The sequence below is a fragment of the Bacillus sp. NPDC060175 genome (assembly GCF_042728695.1).
GTDB lineage: Bacteria > Bacillota > Bacilli > Bacillales > Bacillaceae_G > Bacillus_A.
Genome location: NZ_JBHWYR010000063.1, coordinates 1 through 23824, shown reverse-complemented (window position 1 = coordinate 23824; position 23824 = coordinate 1). Strand labels below are relative to the sequence as shown.

General features: G+C 33.5%; 20 protein-coding genes and 3 pseudogenes. 17 read left to right on the top strand and 6 right to left on the bottom strand.

Features of this window, described 5'->3' with window-relative positions; all coding sequences use genetic code 11:
• Positions 1-259: 259 nt before the first annotated feature.
• Complete coding sequence (locus tag ACFWDE_RS23790) at positions 260-1177, top strand: carbohydrate binding domain-containing protein (protein ID WP_377895112.1); 918 nt, start codon at positions 260-262, stop codon at positions 1175-1177.
• Between the two features lie 390 nt (positions 1178-1567).
• On the opposite strand, the gene ACFWDE_RS23785 is transcribed toward ACFWDE_RS23790, so the two are convergent.
• The 3 genes from ACFWDE_RS23785 to ACFWDE_RS23775 all read right to left on the bottom strand — a co-directional run bounded on the left by ACFWDE_RS23785 (position 1568) and on the right by ACFWDE_RS23775 (position 3697).
• A complete protein-coding gene (locus tag ACFWDE_RS23785) occupies positions 1568-1909 on the bottom strand; it encodes a YolD-like family protein (RefSeq protein ID WP_377895109.1) in 342 nt (113 codons plus the stop codon).
• On the bottom strand, positions 1906-3171 hold the full coding sequence (locus ACFWDE_RS23780) for a Y-family DNA polymerase (protein WP_377895107.1): 1266 nt from the start codon (positions 3169-3171) through the stop codon (positions 1906-1908). Before ACFWDE_RS23780 ends, ACFWDE_RS23785 begins: the two co-directional genes overlap by 4 nt.
• 304 nt (positions 3172-3475) lie before the next feature.
• Complete coding sequence (locus ACFWDE_RS23775; protein WP_002017086.1) at positions 3476-3697, bottom strand: helix-turn-helix domain-containing protein; 222 nt, start codon at positions 3695-3697, stop codon at positions 3476-3478.
• 265 nt (positions 3698-3962) lie between these two features.
• Between ACFWDE_RS23775 and ACFWDE_RS23770 the strand changes: the two genes are divergently transcribed.
• The 4 genes from ACFWDE_RS23770 (at position 3963) to ACFWDE_RS23755 (ending at position 7145) form a co-directional block, all read left to right on the top strand.
• Positions 3963-4283 carry a hypothetical protein gene (locus ACFWDE_RS23770; RefSeq protein WP_063217617.1) on the top strand — a complete coding sequence of 107 codons (321 nt, stop codon included), beginning with the start codon at positions 3963-3965 and terminating at the stop codon, positions 4281-4283.
• A gap of 15 nt (positions 4284-4298) precedes the next feature.
• Positions 4299-5465: an FtsK/SpoIIIE domain-containing protein gene (locus tag ACFWDE_RS23765; RefSeq protein ID WP_377895104.1), complete on the top strand. Its 1167-nt coding sequence runs from the start codon at positions 4299-4301 to the stop codon at positions 5463-5465.
• A 22-nt stretch (positions 5466-5487) separates the two neighbouring features.
• Positions 5488-6063 carry a replication-relaxation family protein gene (locus ACFWDE_RS23760; RefSeq protein ID WP_377895122.1) on the top strand — a complete coding sequence of 192 codons (576 nt, stop codon included), beginning with the start codon at positions 5488-5490 and terminating at the stop codon, positions 6061-6063.
• Positions 6064-6497: 434 nt separating this feature from the next.
• Positions 6498-7145: a lysozyme family protein gene (locus ACFWDE_RS23755; protein WP_002169578.1), complete on the top strand. Its 648-nt coding sequence runs from the start codon at positions 6498-6500 to the stop codon at positions 7143-7145.
• 162 nt (positions 7146-7307) lie between these two features.
• Here the strand turns inward: ACFWDE_RS23755 and ACFWDE_RS23750 are convergent, their stop codons facing one another.
• Together ACFWDE_RS23750 and ACFWDE_RS23745 are read right to left on the bottom strand one after the other, a co-directional pair.
• On the bottom strand, positions 7308-8825 hold the full coding sequence (locus tag ACFWDE_RS23750) for a sensor histidine kinase (protein WP_377895101.1): 1518 nt from the start codon (positions 8823-8825) through the stop codon (positions 7308-7310).
• Between the two features lie 13 nt (positions 8826-8838).
• A complete protein-coding gene (locus ACFWDE_RS23745) occupies positions 8839-9525 on the bottom strand; it encodes a response regulator transcription factor (RefSeq protein ID WP_377895098.1) in 687 nt (228 codons plus the stop codon).
• 151 nt (positions 9526-9676) lie between these two features.
• Between ACFWDE_RS23745 and ACFWDE_RS23740 the strand changes: the two genes are divergently transcribed.
• The 9 genes and pseudogenes from ACFWDE_RS23740 to ACFWDE_RS23705 all read left to right on the top strand — a co-directional run bounded on the left by ACFWDE_RS23740 (position 9677) and on the right by ACFWDE_RS23705 (position 19025).
• The gene (locus ACFWDE_RS23740; protein WP_002017115.1) at positions 9677-9853 is read left to right on the top strand and encodes a hypothetical protein; all 177 of its coding nucleotides are present in this window, start codon (positions 9677-9679) and stop codon (positions 9851-9853) included.
• A 585-nt stretch (positions 9854-10438) separates the two neighbouring features.
• Entirely contained in the window at positions 10439-11647 is a 1209-nt protein-coding gene (locus ACFWDE_RS23735) for a S1C family serine protease (RefSeq protein WP_377895096.1), read from the top strand.
• A gap of 263 nt (positions 11648-11910) precedes the next feature.
• On the top strand, positions 11911-13335 hold the full coding sequence (locus tag ACFWDE_RS23730) for an ABC transporter permease (RefSeq protein ID WP_377895093.1): 1425 nt from the start codon (positions 11911-11913) through the stop codon (positions 13333-13335).
• An 11-nt stretch (positions 13336-13346) separates the two neighbouring features.
• Complete coding sequence (locus ACFWDE_RS23725) at positions 13347-14033, top strand: ABC transporter ATP-binding protein (protein WP_002150937.1); 687 nt, start codon at positions 13347-13349, stop codon at positions 14031-14033.
• A gap of 258 nt (positions 14034-14291) precedes the next feature.
• Positions 14292-14660: pseudogene (locus ACFWDE_RS23720) on the top strand (GNAT family N-acetyltransferase); the annotation flags it as partial.
• A gap of 161 nt (positions 14661-14821) precedes the next feature.
• Positions 14822-15037 (top strand): alpha/beta-type small acid-soluble spore protein, encoded by a 216-nt coding sequence (locus tag ACFWDE_RS23715; RefSeq protein ID WP_085313259.1) that lies wholly within the window; start codon positions 14822-14824, stop codon positions 15035-15037.
• 426 nt (positions 15038-15463) lie between these two features.
• Complete coding sequence (locus ACFWDE_RS23710) at positions 15464-17416, top strand: bifunctional metallophosphatase/5'-nucleotidase (RefSeq protein ID WP_377895089.1); 1953 nt, start codon at positions 15464-15466, stop codon at positions 17414-17416.
• A gap of 163 nt (positions 17417-17579) precedes the next feature.
• A pseudogene (locus ACFWDE_RS30575) lies at positions 17580-17700 on the top strand (YxeA family protein); the annotation flags it as partial.
• A 425-nt stretch (positions 17701-18125) separates the two neighbouring features.
• Positions 18126-19025: pseudogene (locus ACFWDE_RS23705) on the top strand (hypothetical protein).
• Between the two features lie 315 nt (positions 19026-19340).
• Here ACFWDE_RS23705 and ACFWDE_RS23700 read toward each other — a convergent pair.
• Complete coding sequence (locus ACFWDE_RS23700; protein WP_016119175.1) at positions 19341-19808, bottom strand: RsfA family transcriptional regulator; 468 nt, start codon at positions 19806-19808, stop codon at positions 19341-19343.
• A gap of 360 nt (positions 19809-20168) precedes the next feature.
• Between ACFWDE_RS23700 and ACFWDE_RS23695 the strand changes: the two genes are divergently transcribed.
• The 3 genes from ACFWDE_RS23695 to hepT all read left to right on the top strand — a co-directional run bounded on the left by ACFWDE_RS23695 (position 20169) and on the right by hepT (position 23419).
• Complete coding sequence (locus tag ACFWDE_RS23695; RefSeq protein ID WP_377895086.1) at positions 20169-21809, top strand: S8 family peptidase; 1641 nt, start codon at positions 20169-20171, stop codon at positions 21807-21809.
• Between the two features lie 799 nt (positions 21810-22608).
• The gene (mntA, locus tag ACFWDE_RS23690; RefSeq protein ID WP_002150891.1) at positions 22609-23016 is read left to right on the top strand and encodes a type VII toxin-antitoxin system MntA family adenylyltransferase antitoxin; all 408 of its coding nucleotides are present in this window, start codon (positions 22609-22611) and stop codon (positions 23014-23016) included.
• Positions 23006-23419 (top strand): type VII toxin-antitoxin system HepT family RNase toxin, encoded by a 414-nt coding sequence (gene hepT / locus ACFWDE_RS23685; RefSeq protein WP_002150889.1) that lies wholly within the window; start codon positions 23006-23008, stop codon positions 23417-23419. Before mntA ends, hepT begins: the two co-directional genes overlap by 11 nt.
• The last annotated feature ends 405 nt before the right edge of the window (positions 23420-23824 follow it).

The window sequence follows — 23824 nt, the reverse complement described above, 5'->3', positions numbered from 1 at the left end:
ACTAGAAAAGTGTACCTTTCGAAACACTTTTACAGATGGGTATATAGCTATAAGAAAAATACGCCTTCATAAGTACCATTTTAAAATTTTACAGATATCCCTATATCACAGACCTATTTATAGATTATTTAAATAATTAGACGGAATTTTCACTTAAATATTTATATAATGTTTAAGCGAAATTTTGGGTAGGCTTATCTAACATTGTATAGAAATATGAACAAGTACAATTTAAACGTATCTAAAGGGGATGACGGAGATGCTAAAAAAATTTGGTTTGGGAGCATATTCTACAGCAATCGTATTAAGTGTTAGTATGGGTTTTTCAGGGATTGTATCAGCGGATAGTTTATCTGTATCTGAACAAGTTACAAATGGAGATTTTGAAGATGGGCTAAATAATTGGGCGTTATCTAATCCTAATTCTTCTAATGAGAACATTGGTACTTCTGAAACGGGGAATCATTATTTGAAATTAACACATGAAGACAATGCTTATCAGCTTGTTACTGTAAAGCCAAACACAAAATATACATTATCATTTGATGTAGCAGGTATTATAGGATCTCCAGCAGAAGTAACAGTAGGCAATTTGGATTCAAATCAAAAAATAGTTCCATTAATAAAAAATCAGTATACAGGTTTTAATCCAGCCCATCATGAATTTAAGTTTGAAACTAGTAAAGGTGTATCAAATTTTGCAGTGAATTTTGCTTCCACAGGAAATGGTAGAGCTAAGTTTGATAATGTGCAATTAAAGGAAAAGTCTTATATTTTAAATGTTGATTTTGATCAAAATGCCAGTTTAGATCCTCTTAAACAATGGGGGTATATAAATTCCAGTATCGAAGAGCATGTAGGCATAAATAATTCTAAAGGAATTCATTTAACAGGATCAAATGGTGGGTTTGAAGGATATGCAACTTTTAAGCCTAATACTACATATACATTATCAGCAAATGGAAAAATAGTGTCCTCGGGACGAAAGGTTATTGTAGGGACAGAAATTAATGGGGTAGGTGAAAAAACATTGGAGTTCACTTCCTCACAATATGAACAAAAATCTGTTGAATTTACTACTGGAGATACAGAGGTTTCAGGAAAGGTCTACATTTATATTCCTTCCGGTGAAAGCTGTGATGCTTATTTTGACGATATTGTATTAGTAGAGAAATAATATTGATGATTTAAAATACAACTGTTGATTTAGAAAAAGAGGAATGTTTCATAAAAAAGTACTCCTAGATAAATCTAGGAGTACTTTTTGGGATGCAATTACTGAATTCAAGAGATGTTAAATTTCCAAATACATAATCTAAACGAGACTATTAAGCATCTTGAACATATTGATTCTTTAAGTTGATGGCGATGTGGGGTAGTACCACACCACCATCAACTTAAGAAAAGTAATCATCCCAAAACGAAAAAAAGAGCTGACTTCTCAAAGTAACTAACTGTGGAGAAAGAAAATTTAGCCATAAAAAAGTGCACCTCCGATTGTTAGACTGTGTCTAACGATCGGAGGTGCACTTCACTTTAAAGATTCGGCTTTTATATTAGAGATATTTTATTTCACATCCAATATATTAGAAAATTGTAGTGTCATCTTATTATAAAAAGCATCCGTACATATAACAGCGCTATTTGATGGATCAATATCAACAACAGTCATATAGCTAGAGAGTAAATAACCGTCTTCATAATATGTAATTAGTATTTCTTCTTCAGATAATAAGGAACATAACAGCATGTTCTCGTTCAGTTCTTTTTCTTCAGCGGTTAAGAGCGGCCGATTTACTTTGTTTTTCTCCTTGATGATTTCACGAATACCAGCAAACTGTTCAGGAATCGCTGCGAACGGAGACCATTTGACCATACCTCTTCCTTTTGGCATATTCGCGTTGTTCATGATCTATGTCCCCCTAACAATGTGTTTCTGTATCTTGCTGTAGCACTATTTGTATAAGAAACGCCTCTTAATATGCTGTTCTTGCCAAATTTAGTGCGTATTTCATCCATTACCTTAGTTAATTTTATTTCTTTTTCGCGTTGTATGATGTCATCGAAAAGAGAGATTTGTTCTTCGCCTTCATTGATTAAGTTGGTCAAAGAAACATTAATCGATCTTATGGGTTCACCCGTATATAACTCATGTAAAAAGTATGTACAAATTCGATAAATATCCATTGTTAAATTGGTAGGTCGGTTCAAAGTATGAGTTTTCCTGAAACCGCCAGCGTAATTTTTACTATAACCAATAGAAAATTGTATGGTTTGAGCAAGTTTATTATGTCTTCGCAGCCGATAGCAAACTTCTTCGATTTGTTCCAGAAGGATAATTGGAAATTCTTCTATTGTGTAATCACGCATGAGTATTTGGCTCTTACCAATTGAAGTTGTTGCTGGTATGTATTTTTCTGCAATGCGGCTAAAATCAATGCCGTTGCTATGTAGGTGTAATTCTTCACCAATAACTCCAAAACTTTGTTTTAAGTATTTGAGCGGGTATTTTGCTAAGTCTTCAAGTGAATGTATTCCTTTTCGATTTAATTTTGCTTCTGTTTTACTCGAAATTCCCCAAAACTTACTAAGTGGTCGTATCGGCCATAATTTTATGGGTACATCTTCGTACTTCCAATATGCGATGCAGTCTTTTATCTTCTTCGCTTCCACATCTAAAGCGATCTTACCCATTAAAGGATTAGGCCCAATCCCAATCGTGCATTCAATTCTTGTTTTCTTATATATTTCACGTTTGAATTTTAACGCGAATTCATATGGCTCATTCGCAAACAGATGGATACTATTTGTAATATCCATAAAGAATTCATCGATGCTGTATTGGTGAAAATCTTCAATAGGAACGTATTGTAGAGCTAATTTCGTTATGTAATTTGAGCATTTTATATAAGTTCCCATGATTGGGTTTACCACAAGAATGTCTTTACGCCGTGGTATTTCGTACAACCTTGCCATTTTCTTAACACCTAATGCCTTTAATGGTGGTGTTGCAGCCAAAACAATAGAGCCATTTCTGTTCACATCTCCTACTACAGCTAATTTGGTATGTAGTGGGTCTAATCCCATCTTGATGCAACTAACTGAAGCATAAAAGCTTCGAAGATCTACACATAAAACAATTCGATTCGGCAAAATTGAGTAGTCATACACCTTTACGCCTCCTTAATAACGAGAACATCCGTTCTTATTATACACGAATATACGTTCTCTTATGAAGGGGTTTTTGTAAAAAAATAAAAATATACTAGTGTGTATATCTCATCATTACAGTCAAAAGTGAAAATTACTGGATATATACAAATATTTAAAGTTGAACCAGATAGATGGTACACGTATTTGCATTGGAAAAATTGAAGTGGGACAAGACTCAGAAGAACCAGGGGAATACAAAGAACTAAAATAAGATAGGGATGCATGCAAAAAAAGAATCAGCTTAACAAATTGTGGCTGATTCTTACATCCAAAAATCTTCAAAGTCTACACGGTAGCCTTTTCTTTTCAAAGATCTAATTATCTTTTGGCCATTACCTAATGATGGCCTATTCCCATTAGATCGTGAAATGCGACTAATTGTATTCTGGTTTACTCCGCTCCATTCTTTTAACTCCGTTTGAGTAATTTCATTCTTCTTAAGAAATTTTCCGAACTTTGATAAAGGTTTTCCTAATCCGAACACCTTTTACACTCCCATTCTTTTATACTTGTTTAATATTATTTTTGCCAAAGCTCATTTTTTTTAAACAAAAGTGTTAATAATGTACAAGCTATCCACAATATGATGTATCAAGGTCGCTATCAAAGTAGCTACCATACCAGCTAGCCTTTGTACTATCAAAGTACCAATCAAAGTACCAATCAAAGTAATGTTATCAAGGTAATAGGAGTAGAAACCCTATATTTCATCTAGTAATTTCATTCTGTTTATAGAGGAGGGCATTTTCATGCGTGCTAGGAAAGAAACAATTCTTTTTCGAAAGTTTATGGATCGGTCATACAAAGATAAAGAAAAGAAAATTCGTAAATACAATTCATTAAGTCCTTTCGCATTCCTTCATATGTCGGATCAGGTATTACATACTTACATTGCATTAGGAGTTATGGGAACGATTTTAATCGGAGCAGTCATGTTAGAAAAATACTTGGTGCGGCATGACTATATATCAGCAGCTAAATTTGTAAGCGAAGGTATTTATCACGGAACGCGAATTGGTGGAGTTTGCTTGATTGGATATGTATTTGTTCGTATCGTAATCATGTTTTAAGGAGGGAAGGGAGTAATGGGGATTATAAAGGAGTGGCTTCGTACGCAAAGGTTAAGGAATCAGCTTATGGAGGTGTTCGGAAAAGCAGGTTTATATACGGAACATCAAACGCGTGGGGGAAAAGTGCCTATTTATCCAAAGATACATAATGTTTCCTCTTCGAAAGAAAGCGTGAGATATGTATTTACCATCCCAAACGGATTAGATCCACAGAAAATCGAAAAGAAGTGGTTCTGTTTTCAGCAAATATTAGGACGGAATCTTACGATTGAAGGGGATATGAAAAAGTTTGTACTACATGCATTCCATTCAGCTGCTGGACTAAAACCTTACAAGTACTGTTATAAAGAATGGCAGCACTTATTAAAAGGGTACCGTCTTCCTGTTGTGGTTGGCCGGGATCAATTTGGAAAAATGATTACGTACGATATGGTTGATTCCAATACACCACACTTATTAATAGCAGGAGAAACGGGAAGCGGGAAAAGTAGTATGGTACGTGTTGTATTATCCACACTTATTCAATATATGTCTCCTGAAAAGTTGCATTTGTACCTTGGTGACTTAAAAAACTCTGAATTTCATTTTTTGCGTAGGGTGAAGCATGTGAAAGAAGTTTGTATGGAAGAAATTGAAATGAAAATAATGCTTCAAAAGTTATGGAAGGAAATCAGAGAACGACGAAAACTTATGGAAGAATATGAAGTTGATCATATTGATGCGTACAACAAATTAAATCCTGATCATCCAAAAGCATATATTCTACTTGCTATCGATGAAGTGGCCATGCTAAAAGATGAAAAAGAGTGTATGACTACAATTGAAAAGATTTCAGCAGTCGGCCGATCACTTGGGGTGTTTCTTATGCTTAGTATGCAGCGGCCAGATGCGAAAGTGTTAGATGGTAAGTTAAAGCTCAATATGACCGTAAGAATCGGCTTTAAATGTGATAGTGCAATTAATAGTAATATCATGGGTACTCCTGGTTCAGAGCATTTAGAGCTATCAGGCCAAATGATTTTAAAACGAAATGGATTAAAGAAAGTGCAAGCTCCTTATTTGGAATTAAGTAAGGCGAAACAAATTGTTGAACCATATCGCATGTCTAAAGAGGAGAAAATACTCCAGAATTCATCGCAAGAAGAAATTCCGTTATTTGGGGTGTTAGATGATGAAGAGTAGAGATAAAGGAATTTTGAATGATTTGAAGCGATTTAGATGCATGTCCCGTGACGATATTATTGACTTGCATTTTCAAGGCTTAAAGAATGCGGTAACTTGTTGTAATACGGTTATGAAACGATTAAGAAGAGACGGCTATGTTGATGCTAACGTATTACAGCACCCATACATTTATTTTCCGCAGCCAAGTTCTATCAGAAAGACAAGTCAAAAAATTCCTCATTTCCTTGGTATTGTGGACGTATACAAACAACTCGTTCATTATGAAAATCCTAAACTATTTGAAGTTGAACCAAAGTATGGGAAAGTATATATGGAGCCGGATGCTTTTACAATATGGCGTAGATCGCCATTCTTTATTGAAGTTCAAAAGTCAGTGTACAGTAAAAAAATAATGCAAGATAAGATAAACAGATACGAGTTATACTTCCATAGCCAAGAATGGCACAATGAATCCTGGCAACCGAAAGGTTCTAAATTCTTTCCTTCAATCCTTATCATTACTGACAAACATTACGACGTTCAATCTCCTCATTTACGTATATTTCAGGCGAATTCTATAAAAAGTTTTATGAATAATTTAGCGGTGAAATCATAAAGAAAGCCTGCATAGTGCAGAGCTTTTTTCTTTTCAATAATATATTAAGTCATGTGTGATGATGATTGTTAGAATGCAGTAAATGAGCAAAGTAAATTTAAAGTAAGTTATGACATAGTAAAACTTCTTCTAGAATGATATCTCCATAATTAATAACTTGTATGATAACCTCTCGATTATCACTATATCCATTCATATCTACAACTTGTCCCACATATTCGTTTGTACCAATATCTTTTTAAAGTACTTTAAAAAATGCACTTTATATTTTCTTTATCTTATCTTTATCTTATCTTTAAATTTCTATATTAAACTTTAAACCTAAAAGAAATAAATTTGAGTCTGAAAGGGGCAGAGAAATAGATGATTATTATATATTTTGTAAATAACCAACCGCCATTGAAAAATTGAATTTCTTATACGAGGAGAAATATATGAAGGATATGAGTAAAAAACAAATTATTAAAGTATTCCTTATTAGTATTTTAGGTTTAGGAACAATGCTTGGAATACTATATATTAATCATAAAACTAATATTCAACAAAATAAAGCGCTCGCTACCGAAAAACGTGTATTGCAATATGAGCCTACTTTGAAAAAAGAATTAGAAAAATATAATTTAGGAGGGAAAACAGCAGTTTTATTAGGAATTATGTACCAAGAGAGTAGAGGTGAGGGAAACGACCCTATGCAGTCATCTGAATCACTTGGATTAAAGCCAAATGAAATTCAAGAGACAAGCTTGAGCATTGAACAAGGGGTAAAACACTTTGCTAAAATGTACAAATATGGAACGGAAAAAGATGTTAGCATGGATGCAATTATTCAAAGCTATAATATGGGACCAGGGTATATTGATTTTATTGCCAGTCAAGAAGTTAAACAACACTCGGAAGATTCGGCTAAAAAGTTTTCTAAGATGAAAGTTGATCAAAATCCAGCGATGTACACTTGTGGTGGAAATAAAAATAATTTTAGGTATCCATATTGTTATGGTGATTTCACATATGCCACAAAGGTGAATGAAAAAACAAAACTTATTGAAGAACTTCTTCGAAATGTACATAACTCTTCTAAATAAGCTGCAGAATGAAATATAATGATACCGTCAGTTAGCAACAATAAAATATTAGAATATAACTTATATTTTAAGTAACTCTTTTTATTAATGTGACGGTATCCTATATAAAAAATCTCGATCTTATTTCTATAGGATGAAGTAAGATCGAGATTTTTTTATTGTTTACTTGATGGATAATGGAATGGTAACCAAAAATTGTACGCCTTGTTTGGTATTATTCATAGAATACGTGATAGAAAGGGATTCGAAAATTTGTTTTACAATATATAATCCTAAGCCACTCCCTCCAGTATTTCGATTTCTTGACTTTTCGATTCGATAAAAGGGTTCGAATATATGTTGTATATTCTCTTCTTTAATTTCGACACCTGTATTAAGGACTTGCATTTCGATATAGTTTGGCTTAGATTTTTGGCTTAACTTTATATAGACCTTTTCGTTAAGTGGTGAATACATAATCGCATTATGAATGATGTTTTTACAAGCTTTTTCTAAAAGAACACAATCCGTATAAACAAAAATGTCAGAATCGACTTCTTTTATTATTTGAATGTCTTTTTGAGAAGCAAAAAATTCGAGGTCTTTTGTGATTGTACCTATTAACTTCGAAAGATTTACTTCTTCTACTTGTGGTTTAAAGGTATGTTGTTCTAGTTTTGATGTGCTTAAAATTTCGCGAACCAGTTGTTCCATACTTCCAATTATTTGATGATTTTTCTTTAAATATTGGTCACGATTTTGATAAGGGCCGATATTATATATCATCCCCTCTAAGTAACCTTTCATAACAGTAAGAGGAGTTTTTAATTCATGTGCTACAATAGCAAAGAATTCCCTTCGCTTTGCTTCTATTTCTCTTTCTTTTTCAATATCACTTTTCAATTGATGATTCGCTTTTTGTAAATCAAAAATTGCCTGTTGTAAATTTATGGACATATCATTCAAGCTATTGGACAATTCCCCTAATTCATCCATAGAACGAACCTCAATTTTTTCGGAGAAATCCAAGTTTGCCATCTTTTGTGCACCTTCATTAATATAAATAAGTGGTTTAGTAATAAATCTTGAATAGAGATAAGCACTTCCTAAACCAATAACCAGTACAATGATACTAATATAGGGTAGAAAACGTACCAAGACCTGTGAAGCTTCATCGATCGGTTGAAATGTTGCGAACACCACAAGCGTTAAGTTAACATCTTGGAATTGTATTGGCTTGGTAGCCTCATATGAATTATGAGATTGAGCCAAACCCTTTATTGGTACTGTTGTAACAAAACCTTTTGCTGGAGTACCTCCCTGAACAGTACTCCCCTGAACAGTACTCCCCTGAACAGTACTCCCCTGAACAGTACTCCCCTGAACAGTACCCCCTTGAATAGTACTTTGAAGAAAAGTAAAAGAAGGAGTATAAATAATTGTTCCCTCATTATCTTGAAGGTAGATCACTGCATTATTTTTTTGTGCGTATTCATCAACAAGTGGTGTTGCATTTTGAAGCGTAAGATCTTTAGATTTATCAATTATTTCTTCGATTCCCGTTTGAAGCTGATCTGTTTTGTATTTCTCATAAAATTTAGGGAGAAAGAAGTATAAAGTTACATAAATTAAGGTTGCAAAGGCTAACAAAATGAGGGATGTAGTCATAAAGAGTTTATAGGTAATTCTCTTCATCTTCATGATTTTTACAATCCTATTCATCGATTTTATAACCAATGCCCTTTACTGTTTTAATATAGGGTATATCTAATTTTTTTCGTATGTTTTTCATATGCGTATCAATCATTCGTGTGTCTCCGGCATACTCATATCCCCAAATTTTTTCTACGATATTTTCTCTTGTGAGTACCTTTTTTTCATTTTGAAGTAGTAGTTGCAAAATTTCAAATTCTTTTGTCGTTAGGGGAACTTCAACTTTATTTACATATACTTTATATGCATCGCCATCGACATGTAGTTCTCTAAATACAAAATGATTATCCGTACTTTGATTATTACTTCTTCTCAGTACTGCCTCGACTCGTCTCATCAAAACATGAAAAGAAAAAGGTTTCGTAATATAATCATCGATTCCAAGATCAAATCCTTTCATTTGATCTTGTTCTTCTTCTAGCGCAGTTAGCATAATAATTGGTATATTTGACTGACTTCGAATCATTTTGGCAACTTCAAAGCCATTCAGGTTTGGCATCATCACATCTAGAAGAATTAAATCGAAGGACTGCTTATTAAATTGTTTCATGCCCTCTAATCCATCTGATGCAACTATAACTTTATACTGTTGTGTCATTAAAAATTGTTTGATTAATTCTTGTATTTCTTGATCATCTTCTACCACCAGAATATGATAGTTCATCGTTATATCACCTCTTGTATTCATTATAATCCTCCAATCTGGAGCTGATGTGGAGACGAATTAGAATACATAGAAACACTATAAAAACTTCACAGGAAAACTACATGTATTTCAAATCAGCTCCAGATGCATGAGATAGGTTATATACATAACAAGACAGAGGGAGGTAATCAAGGTGTCACTGGAAGCAAACATCATTCTTTCTTTATTAGATGTACAACTGTGGATGGCCCCTCATTCGAATAATGGTCGCATAAAAGAGAAAAAACAAAAATTGAAATTAGCACCGTACTTAAATAAATATACAAGTGTAAATAAAAGAAAGCTATATAAGTCTAGTGAACAAAAATAGAGAGGATCAAATTGATTCTTTTTTTTTGCATTTAATAGCTAGGTACTGAAAATCTTTACTATAACTCTAGATTAACTCCATATAGAATACAGATTAGGTTTGTATGCTACATGTATCAAATAGAAAGGAATGATACATGATGTTGACGACATACACAATCTATCAATTTTTATCCCTTCCTTCTTATTTACAGACAAAACTATTACCATCCATTCTCACGAGAACTTTCGGCTCTAAGTTTATAACAAAAGAGTAAAGAATCTAATTGAGGTTATGATTCCTTCTTGCTGCTTTGTGCCAATACCCGTATAACATGCTATGTACATTGAATAATTGATTTGATGAGAGCCGAATAGGCTCTTTTTTTTAGAGACCAGCTCGAGGTGGGGTTGAATATCGTCATACATGTATTTATAGAAAAATTCAAATATAATGTTACCCCTACGAAAAAACAGTTGATTTATATCTGAACCATGCCTAAAGGTGAAATTTTTTTTTGAAATGGTGATTCCTAAATATCACATTCATACATCGTAATTCAAATATGAACATAAAAATATTCAATTGAAATTAAAGGAGAAAGGGATGTTCACAATGGGACATTATGATACAAATCAAACAGAAAACAATAGGAATAAAGCCTATAAAAAAACAGGGTATTTTTTCACAGGAATAATTGGTGCAATGATTGGTGTAATTACCATTGGATTGACCATCCCTTATATAAATGAAATCAAAGGAAATGCAGACCAATCTCCTAAACATAACGAAGTAAATCAGGTTAAGCCGACCTCTTACAAACCAGAAGATGTGAGCAACCTTCAAAATATGATTGAATCTGCAAAAGAAGTTGTCGTAGGTGTCATTAACTATAAACAAAATGCAGATGCATTTAATACGCAAGATCAATCAGAAGAAGCAGGTTCGGGATCAGGGGTCATATATAAAAAAAACGGTAATAAGGCTTTCATTGTTACAAATAATCATGTGATAGACGGTGCGAATAATGTAGAAGTGAAATTGAATAATGGTAAAAAGGTTCCCGCTAAAGTAGTAGGGACAGATCCATTATTAGATTTAGCGGTATTAGAAATTGACGGGACAGATGTAAAAAGAGTGGCGACACTTGGAGACTCAGAAAAAATTCGTACAGGGGAAACGGTAATAGCCATTGGGAATCCATTGGGGCTAGAAGGTACTGTAACAAAGGGGATTATTAGTAGCAAGGAACGAGAAATACCTGTTAGTACACTTGGAAATCAACAAGTGGATTGGCAAGCACAGGTAATTCAAACAGATGCAGCTATTAATCCTGGGAATAGTGGAGGAGCTTTATTTAATGAACAGGGTGAAGTCATTGGAATTAATTCGAGTAAAATTGCACAACAAGCTGTTGAAGGAATTGGATTTGCAATCCCGATTCATATAGCCAAAACAATCCTAGGGTCTCTTGAAAAAGAGGGAACAGTTAAACGTCCAATGATGGGTGTACAGTTATTAGATGTAGAGAAAATGACAGATTCTGCACGTAATCAATTAAAATTACCAAAAGAGATATCAAATGGTGCCGTGTTGGGGAATATCTCAAATCAATCACCAGCAGAAAAGGGCGGCTTACAACAGTATGATGTTGTGATTGCATTGGATGAACAAAAAATAGAAAATGTCGTTCAATTCCGTAAATATTTATATGAAAAGAAAAAATTGGGAGATACAATTAAAGTAACCGTTTATCGAAATGGTGAAAAACTAACAAAAACCGTGAAATTAATGGAACAAACACGTACCGCTTAACAGCCACCTTTCGGTGGTTTTTTCTATTTTACTAGTTTTATATGTACGATCATTCCATTCGTCCTCACGCCACATTAATGGACTGGCTCTCTACCAATATTCAAAATCGATTGCGTATTCTAATTTGTGTTCCAGTTTTTCTTGCTAAGGTCAATGAATAAGTACACATAAACTCCATATATCTCTAGATAAACTACTGAGTAACTCCATACAAACTCTAGATAGCGTATATAGAATAACAGCTATCAAGGAGGTTAGGAAAAATGAATTTTATAAAACGCGCAATTCTCAGTATGAAAAAAAGAATAGGAACATCATTAATTTTGATGGCAGTCTTCCTGATTGTTACAAATTTAGTGCTGGCAGGATTCACAATCCAAAATGCATCAAAAAAAGCTGCTGATGCAGCAAGAAAAAAACTAGGTGCAGATGTTACTTTAGGTCTTGATTTTGACAAATTAGGTCAACAAGCTAGGGAAACTGGCGAGATGCCTAAGCCGCCGAAGCTCAACACAAAAGAAGCAGACCAATTAGCGAAGTCCAAGCATGTAAAAGACTATAATTATATAACCAATAATTTCGGAATTGCGGATGGGTTTAAATTAGTAGGAGCTTCAGAAGGAGAAGGAAAAGGAAAAGGTAACGTTGCAATGGTGGGAGGATCAGGTTCAGGTTCAGAAATAGATATGAATTCTTCTCTTATGATAGAAGGAGTTCGCAAGACTTTATTACAAGAAAGTTTTAAAAATGGAAAAAGTAAAATCGTTGATGGAAAACCAATTACAGAACAGATGCAAGATCAGAATGTAGCTTTAATGGAAAAACGATTAGCGGAACAAAACAATTTGAAAGTAGGAGATAAAGTTAAAGTTCAATCAGGGGATAAGAAGGAAACTCTTGAAGTTGAAATTATCGGTATTTACGAAACGAATGAGCAACCAATGGGTCAAAATCCCCCTCCTATGATGAATCCAGCTAATAAACTATATATGCCTTACTCTACTTTGAAAAAATTAGAAACAGATGAAGGTATGAGTAGTAGTATTCAAGTTGTGTACTTATTGAAGGATCCACAAGACATTGATGCATTTAAAAAAGAAGCAAAAAAATCTGATATTGATTTTAATTATTTTAAGTTAGATGCACAAGATTCATTGTACAAACAAATGATTGGTCCTATCGAAAATATCGCTTCTACGTCTCAAATGATTATCTATATGGTATCTATTGCAGGTGCGATTATCTTAGGATTAATCATTATGTTATCGATTAAAGCACGTCGTAAGGAAATGGGGATTTTATTGTCCATTGGAGAGAAAAAATGGAAACTGATGGCGCAGTTCGTAGTAGAAGTAGTATGTATTGCTATTTTAGCGTTAGGATTATCACTAACAACAGGGGCTAAAGTTTCTCAATTCGTAGGGGATAACTTACTTTCGGGTGAAATTGCTACAGCAAGCGAAGAAAAAGACAATTCACAAAATGGTAGTGTAATGATGGTTGGAGCTGGTGGTACTCCACAAAACCAAAACGAAGAGCCAATTGATAAGATTGATGTAAGTGTAACGGGAGAGGATGTAGGAAAAATGGGGGGAATTGGACTAGCTATTGCTATATTAGCAACGCTTCTTCCAGCATTATCTATTCTACGCTTAAATCCAAAACAAATTCTATTAAAAGATGAATAAGGAGGCTCGATATGGAGACGATTTTACAATTTAAAAACTTAGATTATTATTATGAAAGTAACGGGAAAAAAGTAACGATACTAGATAATGTTAATTTTTCTTTTCAAAAAGGGCATTTTTACACGATTTTAGGGCCCTCTGGATCTGGCAAAACCACAACTCTTAGCTTAGGTTGTGGGCTGGACATACCTAAAAACGGTTATGTACTATATAATGGCAAGGATATTCGAAAAATTGGTTTGGATCGATACCGTAATCAAAATGTATCCGTAATTTTCCAATCGTATAATTTGATTACCTATATGACTGCTCTTCAGAATGTACTAACGGCAATGGAAATTACAGGTGTGAAGGTACAAAATAAAAAAGCAAGAGCATTAGAATTATTAGAGAAGGTAGGACTCACAGAAGTAGAAGCGAAACGAAATGTCTTGCAACTAAGTGGTGGACAACAACAACGTGTAGCAATTGCTCGAGCACTATCTTGCAATGTCGATTTATTGATTGCTGATGAACCAACAGGAAACCTTGATGGAGAAACAGCAAATGAAATTATTGAGTTGTTTCAGGAGCTCGCTCATCAAGAGGATAAATGTGTAATTGTAGTTACGCATTCACAAGAAGTTGCAAAAAAATCGGATCGAGCAGTTTATTTAAGGAAAAAGAAGTTAGTAGTAAACGAAATTAATAATAGTTAAGAAAAAAGCTAATTTCGTTCTTAATTCACATAGTTTTCAAAATTGAAATTTATGGCTGTTAATATTTGTTATATAATATATTTGTCAAAGCATTACCCCTGTAGTTTCTATGATGAATCTGTAAGATAGTTTGTCTCGTATATTCACCTGAAACTAAAAAGAACTTGTAGAGATTCCTACAAGTTCTTTTTGTTTTAAGGGTTAAATGTGGATTTGAAATAAAGTTACGATTTTTTGAGGGGGGAAATAAATGTAAAAATTTGCAAAAAAGAAAGGTCTTTAATACTAAAATTTGAGTTCAAATATCGGCAAGCTGTCCATGAGTATACGGCAGATATCAATGTTATGAAATACATACCTGAAGGGTTTTTTACTGAAGAAGATACAAGAAGTTTTGTGAATGAAAACATTGGTAAAAATGCTAAGAACTTTCCTGTGGTATTAATAGATGAAAATATCCTGATTGGTCAAATTGTTTTTCATAAATATTTTGGTGAGCATACTTATGAGATTGGTTGGGTGTTCAATCCTAAATATTTCAATAAAAGATATGCTTTTTGAGCAGCACAAGCTACATTGAAATATGGGTTTAAGGATATGAAATTACATAGAATTATAGCTACATGTTCATGGGACTTATTTTGTTCGGAATGTTTAAAAAATATTTCATTTTAAATAGAGGTAATGAGATTTTGGTATTTGAGTTATACAGCTAACGGAATAATTTTTTGCATATTTTACTGGAAGTAGAGCATGATATTACCATAAATCATGGAGGTGTGTAAGAAATGCAAATTCGCGAAAATAATAATTCAAACGAAATTTTGATAGCAGCCGCAGCAAGCGCTATTGAGCAAATGAAATATGAAATTGCTCAGGAGTTTGGCGTTACACTTGGACCAGATTCGACAGCACGAGCAAATGGTTCAGTAGGTGGAGAAATTACAAAGCGCTTAGTTCGTATGGCGCAAGAACAAATATCTGGTCAATATAAAATTCACTAAGTGAAAATAAGTATATAGGTACCAAAAACAATAGAACAGGAGTATGAATTATACGTTCATACTCCTGTTCTATTGTTTTTTGATAAGAATGAATGGCTGACGTAATTCATTTGATTATAGTTAATTAAGGATTGAATCTTGTGCAAGGTCTAAGGCTGTTTGCTCATTAGATTGTGTAAAGGGAGGATATCCACTAGGAAAGAAACTCTAAGTGTAGTTGAATTAGCATCATAAGCTAAATCTCATGAGAGAAATAAAATACAATTCTGTTAGGGATATATGTACTTTATTCTCTTTTATTTTATTTTTGCACCAGAACCACTCAAAAAATTCTCTTTTGTAGTTGAAGTTTTCCGAATAATAAGTTACATTTTTAAAGTTCAAGCAACTTTATGACAGTACAAAAAGGGGAGAAATATTGTTATTATGCCAAAAATGAAATGGAAGAACTATGTATGTTATTTTGTTATTCTTATACTTCTTGGAACAGCAGTAATAGTCAAACCAGCTATCTCTAAAGCTGAGGAATCTGATGTTAATATTACATTATTGGGTACTGCAGATATTCATGGTAGATTTATGCCTTGGGATTATGCGCTTGATGGAGCAAATATGAGTGGAAGTTTGACGCAGCTTTATACGGTTATAAAGAAGGTACGTCAAGAAAATCCAAATACCATATTAGTAGATGCCGGGGATACAATTCAAGGAAACTCAGTAGAATTATTCAACGATAAGCCACAATCGCCAATGATGGTAGCAATGAATACAATGGGATATGACGCCTGGGCATTTGGAAATCATGAATTCAACTTTGGATTAGATACATTGAAAAAAGTTAGTGAGCAATACAAGGGAAAGACGTTAGCAGGAAATATTTATAAGGAGAATGGAGAGCGTTTTCTTCCTGCATATACGATTGTTGAAAAAGGCGGAATTAAAGTTGGAATTATTGGTATGAATACACCAATGATTAGTGATTTTGAAAAAGGGACAGATCATTTGGATGGTTTAGTGGTGAAAAATCCAGTTGAAGAGACAAAAAAGGCAATTAAAGAATTAAAAGGTAAAGTAGATGTAATGGTAGGGGTTATGCATATGGGACTAGAAAATGAGAATGGAATCCCTGGTACTGGGGTTCAAGATATTGCGAATGCTTGTCCGGAACTAAGCGCTATTTTTGCAGCTCATATGCATAAACTTGTAAAAAAAGAGGTTGTAAATGGTGTTATTATTACAGAACCAGATAAATATGGAACACATATCTCACGTATTGATCTTACTTTTACAAAGCAAGATGGAAAACTGGTTTTAAAAGATAAAACAGCTACCGCATTACCTGTAAAAAATGTTGATGGAACAACGGTATTATCTGATCCTACACTTGAAGCAACACTAACACCTTTTCACGAGTATGCGAGAGGAGATGCAAATGTTGTAGTCGCTCAATTAAAGGGTAGAAATCTTGTTCCTGAAAATGAAATAAAGGGTATTCCAAGTGTGCAAATTCAAGAGACACCTTTATCAGATTTCTTTCATGAAGTCATGCTCTATTACAGCAAAGCAGATGTAGTAGCCCATCAAATTGATAACGATTATGCCCGTTTGGATGTAGGTCCTATTAAGAAGAAAGATATTGCGTATAATTACCAATATGCTTTGGGAGAAATTACAGTATATAAGATAACTGGGAAAGATTTAAAAGACTACATGGAATGGGCGGCAGGGTATTTTAACTCATCTCGTGCCGGAGATGTAACAGTTAGCTTTGATAAAACCCGCCGTGCGTCTAAATACAGTACGAATGATTTCTTTGGAGGCGTAAAATACGAAATTGACTTAACAAAACCATATGGAAGTAGAATTACAAATTTACGATCTATTCGTACAAATAAACCAATCAAAATGAGCGATGTTATGACGCTGGGAATGAATGCATATAGAATGGAGGCTCTTCAGGCAAAAGGGGGAGCTTTAGAAGGACGTAAGTTTGAACAAATTTGGTCATCTAAACAAGAGAATGCATTCGGAGAAACAGGTGGAACCATTCGTAACCTTGCTATTACATATTTAAAAGAGGTAAAGAATGGTGTATACAAGCCAAAAGTTATGCATAATTGGAAAGTTACTGGTGTAGATACACATTCTTCAGAGCATAAGGCTGTAGTTGATCTTGTAAATAAAGGGATTTTAGAAATTCCAAAAACAGAAGATGGAAAATATACAAATATAGCATCTATAAATACTAAAGATTCAATTACAAAAGAAGAGATTGTAGCACTCTCACAAAAAGCTAATATTAATCCGAATCAGTTTAATCATGTAAAAACAAAAGGTGAATTTTACAAAAAGCTTAATAAGATTATTAAAAAGATGTAAGAAAATGGTTCTGGTGCAAAAAATTATTAAACTTGGATATACTGATACTACTACTCTAAAAAAGCTTGTAATTGGTATGGAAACAAAAAAGTTGTTCAAGTGGAAGCATTTTGATTCTAACTGTATTTTGTAAACAGTGAAATGATACAAGCGGTACAACTTGAATCTTCGTAAAGAAGCACTCCTACGTGTATACTACTTAGGAAAAAGTTGCAACAGTTTGGGAGGAAGTGAAGAGAGACGAGCTCCCAACGAAAGCAAAAGAAAAAATAGGTATGAAATAATCAGTTGTTTATGACGGCGAATTCTCCTACGTGGAGGGTTCGCCTTTTTCTTATTTACACTGAGAAACGCATGCTAGGATGAATATTGGGGTGAATTGAAATGTCTGACTGGTCAATACTGCGAACGTATTAATGATTGATTTGTATAAGTACCTATACATACCAGGTTAACGAAATTTTGTTCATTTGTTTTCACTAGAGGTGCATCTCGGGGGAAGAAGATAGTGTGCAAATGAAGTGTTAGGAAGCCGTAGCGTAATTGACAGAATTAAACTCGTAAGATATCTCGTAATAGATAGCATAATAGAGAATTAAATTGTTGTATATTTTAATATATTGTTATAATATTACTAAGGGAATAAGGTAATATAAGGTAAATTTGCTGATGTTATTGTATAAATATAGCGAAAACAGGGAGAATGGACATGAAAAGATATCTAGTATTAGGATTATTGTTGTCAAGTTTATTAGTGGGGTGTGGTCAGGAGAACGCCTCTACCAAGAAAGAAATACCTAAGAGTGAGCAGGAAGTGAAGAAGGACGCGCAAGCCGATAAGAAGGTAGATGATACAAAGCGTGATGAATTAAAGGGCGCGGAAAAGTTGGATGACAATATGCCAAAGGATAACGAAAAGCAAGCGGTTGATACGGAAAATAGTGAGGAAAAAGTTGATATTGTGCAGTATCAGTTTCCATCAGATGAAAGTAATTCTACAATGCCTGTTGATTACTTTGAAGCACTTGAACATGGTATGCCATATGAAGAAGTAGCTAAGGCCTTACACCGTAATGCGACAAGTGCAATTAAAACGAAGAAGTTTGATACTGAATTAATTGAATATACTTATGAGGCGCCAGAAGCGATGATACAAGTTCAATTTAAGGATGGTAATTTATTTGGTGCGGAATATGTTGGTCAAGATAAGGAAATGTATTCAGTTATTCCTGTTGGATAGGATGTAAAAAATAATCGTTGGGATGAAGAGAAAAACGTAGGCGTGCGATCTAGTGAGAGTAAGTCAAACAATCACACGTCTCAAAGGAACGAAGGCAAGAATGTTGAAGCCAATGATAGGCCCGCATCTAGTACAGCAGGTGTAAAGGTAAATAAAAAGCCTGAAGAAGCTACTATCAACGATAAACCTAATAATGAAGTTGAACAAAATCATAATAAGGAAAAGCAACGTAAGGAAGTAGAAGAATTTAAGCCGAGTGATGCAGACATGGAACGTATTAAACGACAAGAAGACCGGTGGAATACGCCATCAGGCGGTGTTGGTGCTACATGGCAAAAAGAAATGGAAGAGATGAAAAAACAAAAATAAAACAATGTAAATACCTATTATATGAATTAGGTGAATTTAAAGCGGGAAATTTATTTGATTTACTAACTCTTAATAAGAGTGGAAGATTATCACAAGGTAAAGTAATTGTTGCTTTAAAATACGTGGTGATAATTTATAACAAATTCTGATGATTGATAGAAATACTTGATAAAAACCCCTATTAATTTTTAAGTTAATAGGGGTTTTTATCGATCTTATTTTCAAAAAAGGCTCTTTAGACTTACCTATAAATCAAATTTTATTCTTAACTAATACTACGGTTTAGAAAGCATCAAAGTTAATTTATTTCTAAATTTAATTGGCTACAATTAAATTTCTTGTCTTATCGATATGATTAAGTAACATACTATACTCTTCTTCATACATAGCTAAACGTTGCGAAAGAGAGTGATTCTCTGCTTCTAAATATTCAATTTGATTTTGTAAAGTTGTCAATTCATCCATTTCTTTATAATTTTGTAGAAATGAAATAATGTCATCTAATGTAATAGATAAAGAGTTTGTTTCTTTTTTTTGTTGGGAGGGAGAAATGTTATTTTCCACTTTTCGATTTTGTTTTGCCTGTTGTATTTCTTCTTCGTATTGTTTTCGCAAGTAAGAGTTCCAACGAAATCCGCAAGCAGCAGGAGTTCTGGCCAATGGTTTAGCCGCTTCTTTAAATGCAGCTAACTGTGTTCCGCCGTTACGAATATTTTGAAGCACTATTGTTGCGAGAAGTAAATCGTTATCGTTAGTCCAGGAATCTTGTCTTGAAATTACCACTTTTCCATCCCCCTTATATGCTTTTTATTATATATATGCAAGTACTTAATATGATAGAAGCCCAGCTTCCCTTAAAAAAATTAGAAGTAAGTTGATAGAAGTATGTATTATTTATAATGCAAAAATGCATAAAAAATAAGGTTGACTATTCACTATAGCTGTAACTATAATAGTTACAGCTATGCAACTGAATTAATAGATTTGATGGAAAAAATTAGTTGTATTAGTAATGTATAAGCAAATATTAAAAAATGAATGGAGTTGAAAATATAAGACTACATATAAGATGTTTATTTAAAAAAGAAGTTAAGTAATCTACATTTTTTTATAATCATATATAAATTAAAAGAGGTGCACATTTTGAAAATTTTTAAGGGAATTCTAGTTTCTTCAATTGCATTAACAGCATTTAATGGGGTAGGTGGTATACTTCCAAGTGAAAAATCAGAAGTTGCCTACGCAGCTACTTACAATTATTCAAATAAGCAATTGAATTCTACTGTACATAAGCAAGTTACTAAACAATTAATTTTGAAATTTAAAAATGAAGCGAATTTACCATATCAGGATGGGATAGAAAAATTCATTAAAGAAGAAAAACAAGACCCTGAATTAATTCGAATTTTAGCCGAATATCCAAATGTAACTATAAATCGACTTTTTAATTCTTTAAACCCTACAGAAATTAAAAATTTAGGTAAAGAAATAAAAGACTCCGATCATATTTCTTCTAATTTGCTAAACTATTATATTGTAGAAACCCAAGGTGATATTGATGTACAAGCATTACTTGTAAAATTTGAGAAATCATCTCTTGTTGAAACGGCATATCTACAGGAAGAAGAAGCGCCACCAGAAGAGCGATTACCAAATTTATCTGTTAATCCATATGATGAGCCTAGACTTACAAGGCAAGGTTACCTTGAACCAGCACCATTAGGAATCAATGCACCTTATGCCTGGAGTATAAAAGGTGGAGATGGAAAAGGAACAACTTTTGTAGATATGGAGTATGGCTGGTTATTTACTCATGAAGATTTAGTGAATCAGAATATCGAATTGATATCCGGACAGAATAAGAGTGAACACCATGATCATGGTACCTCGGTTTTAGGGATTGTTTCTGCAGAAGATAATAACATAGGCGGAATTGGGATTGCACCAAAAGCTAAGGTGAAAGTTGTATCTCAGATTAGAGATAACGGTAGATATAATACAGCAGATGCTATATTAAGTGCAGTTAACAATATGCAAGCTGGGGATATCCTTTTATTAGAAGCTCAAGCAACTTACGATGGATATGGAGATAAGAACTATCTTCCTGTAGAAGTAAAACCGGATATATTTGATGCAATTCGTATGGGAGCAAATAAGGGAATCATTATTATTGAAGCAGGTGCAAACGGCGGAAATGATTTGGATCAATTTAAAGACCGTAATGGTAAACAAGTTTTAAATCGTAATAGTCCTGATTTTAAAGATTCAGGGGCAATTATGGTTGGAGCAGCTTCTGCAAGGGTTCCTCATAAACGTTCATATTTCTCTAATTATGGTAGTAGAGTGGATGTGTATGGATGGGGAAATGCAGTAGACACAACAGATGCTAAACCACGTGAATTTATGACAAATCTTTATACTTCTAGCTTTAGCGGAACGTCTAGTGCATCACCTATCATTGCTGGTGCTGCTGCATCAATTCAAGGAATTACAAAAAATAATCAGGGAAAAGTATATTCACCGAGCCAGCTTAGGGATATTTTAAGTGATCCTAGTACCGGAACGAAATCTAATGATCCAATCTCTGATAAAATTGGTGTTTTACCTGACTTAAAAGCCATTTTATCTAAACTTGGTTTTTCACCAAACTTAAGTAATGATTCTTCCATTGTATTTCCTGAGGAACAAGAAATAAATAAAGAGATTGAAGGATCTACTATTACATTCCCGAAAGAGAATTCCGCTAATAGTGAAGGGAACTCTAACTTCATTTTCCCAGAATAATTGTAGAAATACCTTCTATTTAGTATAAAGGAATCTTATATAACTAGTTGAGTATAATACTAGTGAGATAGGCTCTTATGTGTAATAGCATAAGAGCCTATCTGTTGTACTTTTAACTAAAAGAGAAAAATGCTTTAATCAATTTTTTTCAAAATGACTTCTATTTATTTTTATAAGAGCTCACATAATTGTTAGCTCCCTTTTTAGCATATACGTTTAAGTTGTTATAAACCGTATCAGTGCTTAATTGACACTCCCACCCCTAAAGGGGCAAGCTGACTAACGTCAGTGGGATTCTTGCTACCAAAGGCGAAGTCCATTTCTGGTATCGCTGACGTGCAAGATTACGGTGTGCCATCACCACTCTCACGACAGACCGTATAGGTTCGTGAGCTACGGTACTATAACCATACCGTATAGATCGTTGCGTGTTCATATGTTTTAGCGTCTTGTTCTTGACGACACATATCATTTTACCGATAGCGTGAATTCGGCTACCGAACTCCATATGATATCTTGTTTTCAAGGAACACATAGACGTTTTAAAGACTTGTGCTTGTCTATAGTTCAAGTATAATCAAAACACAACTGTTTTTCTATGAAAAAGCGATACTTTCATCCCATGCCTAAAGGCGGACTAAAGTCCGATATGGGATTTCCCACATCGTGAAATCTGTAATTTTGTGGTGCTTTAAGTACTAAGAAGGTTTAATTTTGTTTATGTATTTGTTGTAGCTTAATGGATTTCGTAATGATTATGATATAATAAAATTCAAGTATAATAAGGGGGATTAATTAAATGATTTTTCAAAGCATGATTACAGCTATTATAGAAAAATTACAAGAGACGGTGAATCCCTATTGGATAATTGTGTTTGGATCAACAGCGGAGAACAGAGAACGGGAAGATAGTGACATTGATATAGCTTATTTAAGTGATGTAACTTTAGGGAATTATGAACGTTTTTTATTGGCACAGGAGTTAGCCAACATCGTTCATAGAGATGTTGATTTAGTTGATTTATCAGAAGCTTCGACAGTTTTTCAAGCTCAGATTATACATACAGGTAAGACAATATTTTGTTCTGATGAAGAACGAAAGGCCATTTTTGAAATAAAGACTTTAAAAATGTATTCAAAATTGAATGAGGAACGCCAGATAGTATTTGATGATATAAAGAAAAGAGGTTCTATCTATGAAGAATGAAGTCATTTTGAATAAAATTTCTACAATAGAGCGTTGTATAAAAAGAATACAGGACGTATATGGAAATAATCCTGATAATTTGGAGGATTATACAAAGCAAGATTCTATAATATTGAACATACAAAGAGCTTGCGAAGCAAGTATTGATTTAGCAATGCATATTGTTGCAGGGAAAAAATTAGGATTACCTCAATCAAGTCGAGACGCTTTTGATTTGTTGGTTGCAGCAGATTTACTTAGCGCAGAGCTAGCAAATAAGTTAAAGGCGATGGTGGGATTTCGAAATATCGCTGTACATGATTATCAAAGTGTAAATTTAGATATTGTTCGTCAAATTATTGAAAAACATTTAAAAGATTTTAAGCTATTTACAAAAGAAGTGATGGGGATATTGGAATTATAGGGAGACACGTTTTAGAATCATCGTTATATAGGTGAGGAGAGATTGATATGCTCTTTTCTAATTTTAGGCGGAGGAACATAACTATGTAGTTGTTTACCTACTTAATTTAAAGATGAAAGAAGCAAGTATTATATGGCTGTACGGTAGAAAGATACTCCCTGAAGAGTGTATTTCTTTGATTTACCCCGTTTACACATAAAACACTAATTTTTCTTTAATTGGCTGTGAGTTTTATGTGTAAACACAGCCTGATAAGTAAAGGTATTTATTACACTAAATTGTCAGTATAAAAATATATAAAGAGTTTAAATAAAATAAATGCTTAAATATTTATATGAAAGATGGCTGATGTTAAGCCATCTTTTATTTTTTATTATGAAAATAAACATCTATTTAATAGTTTAC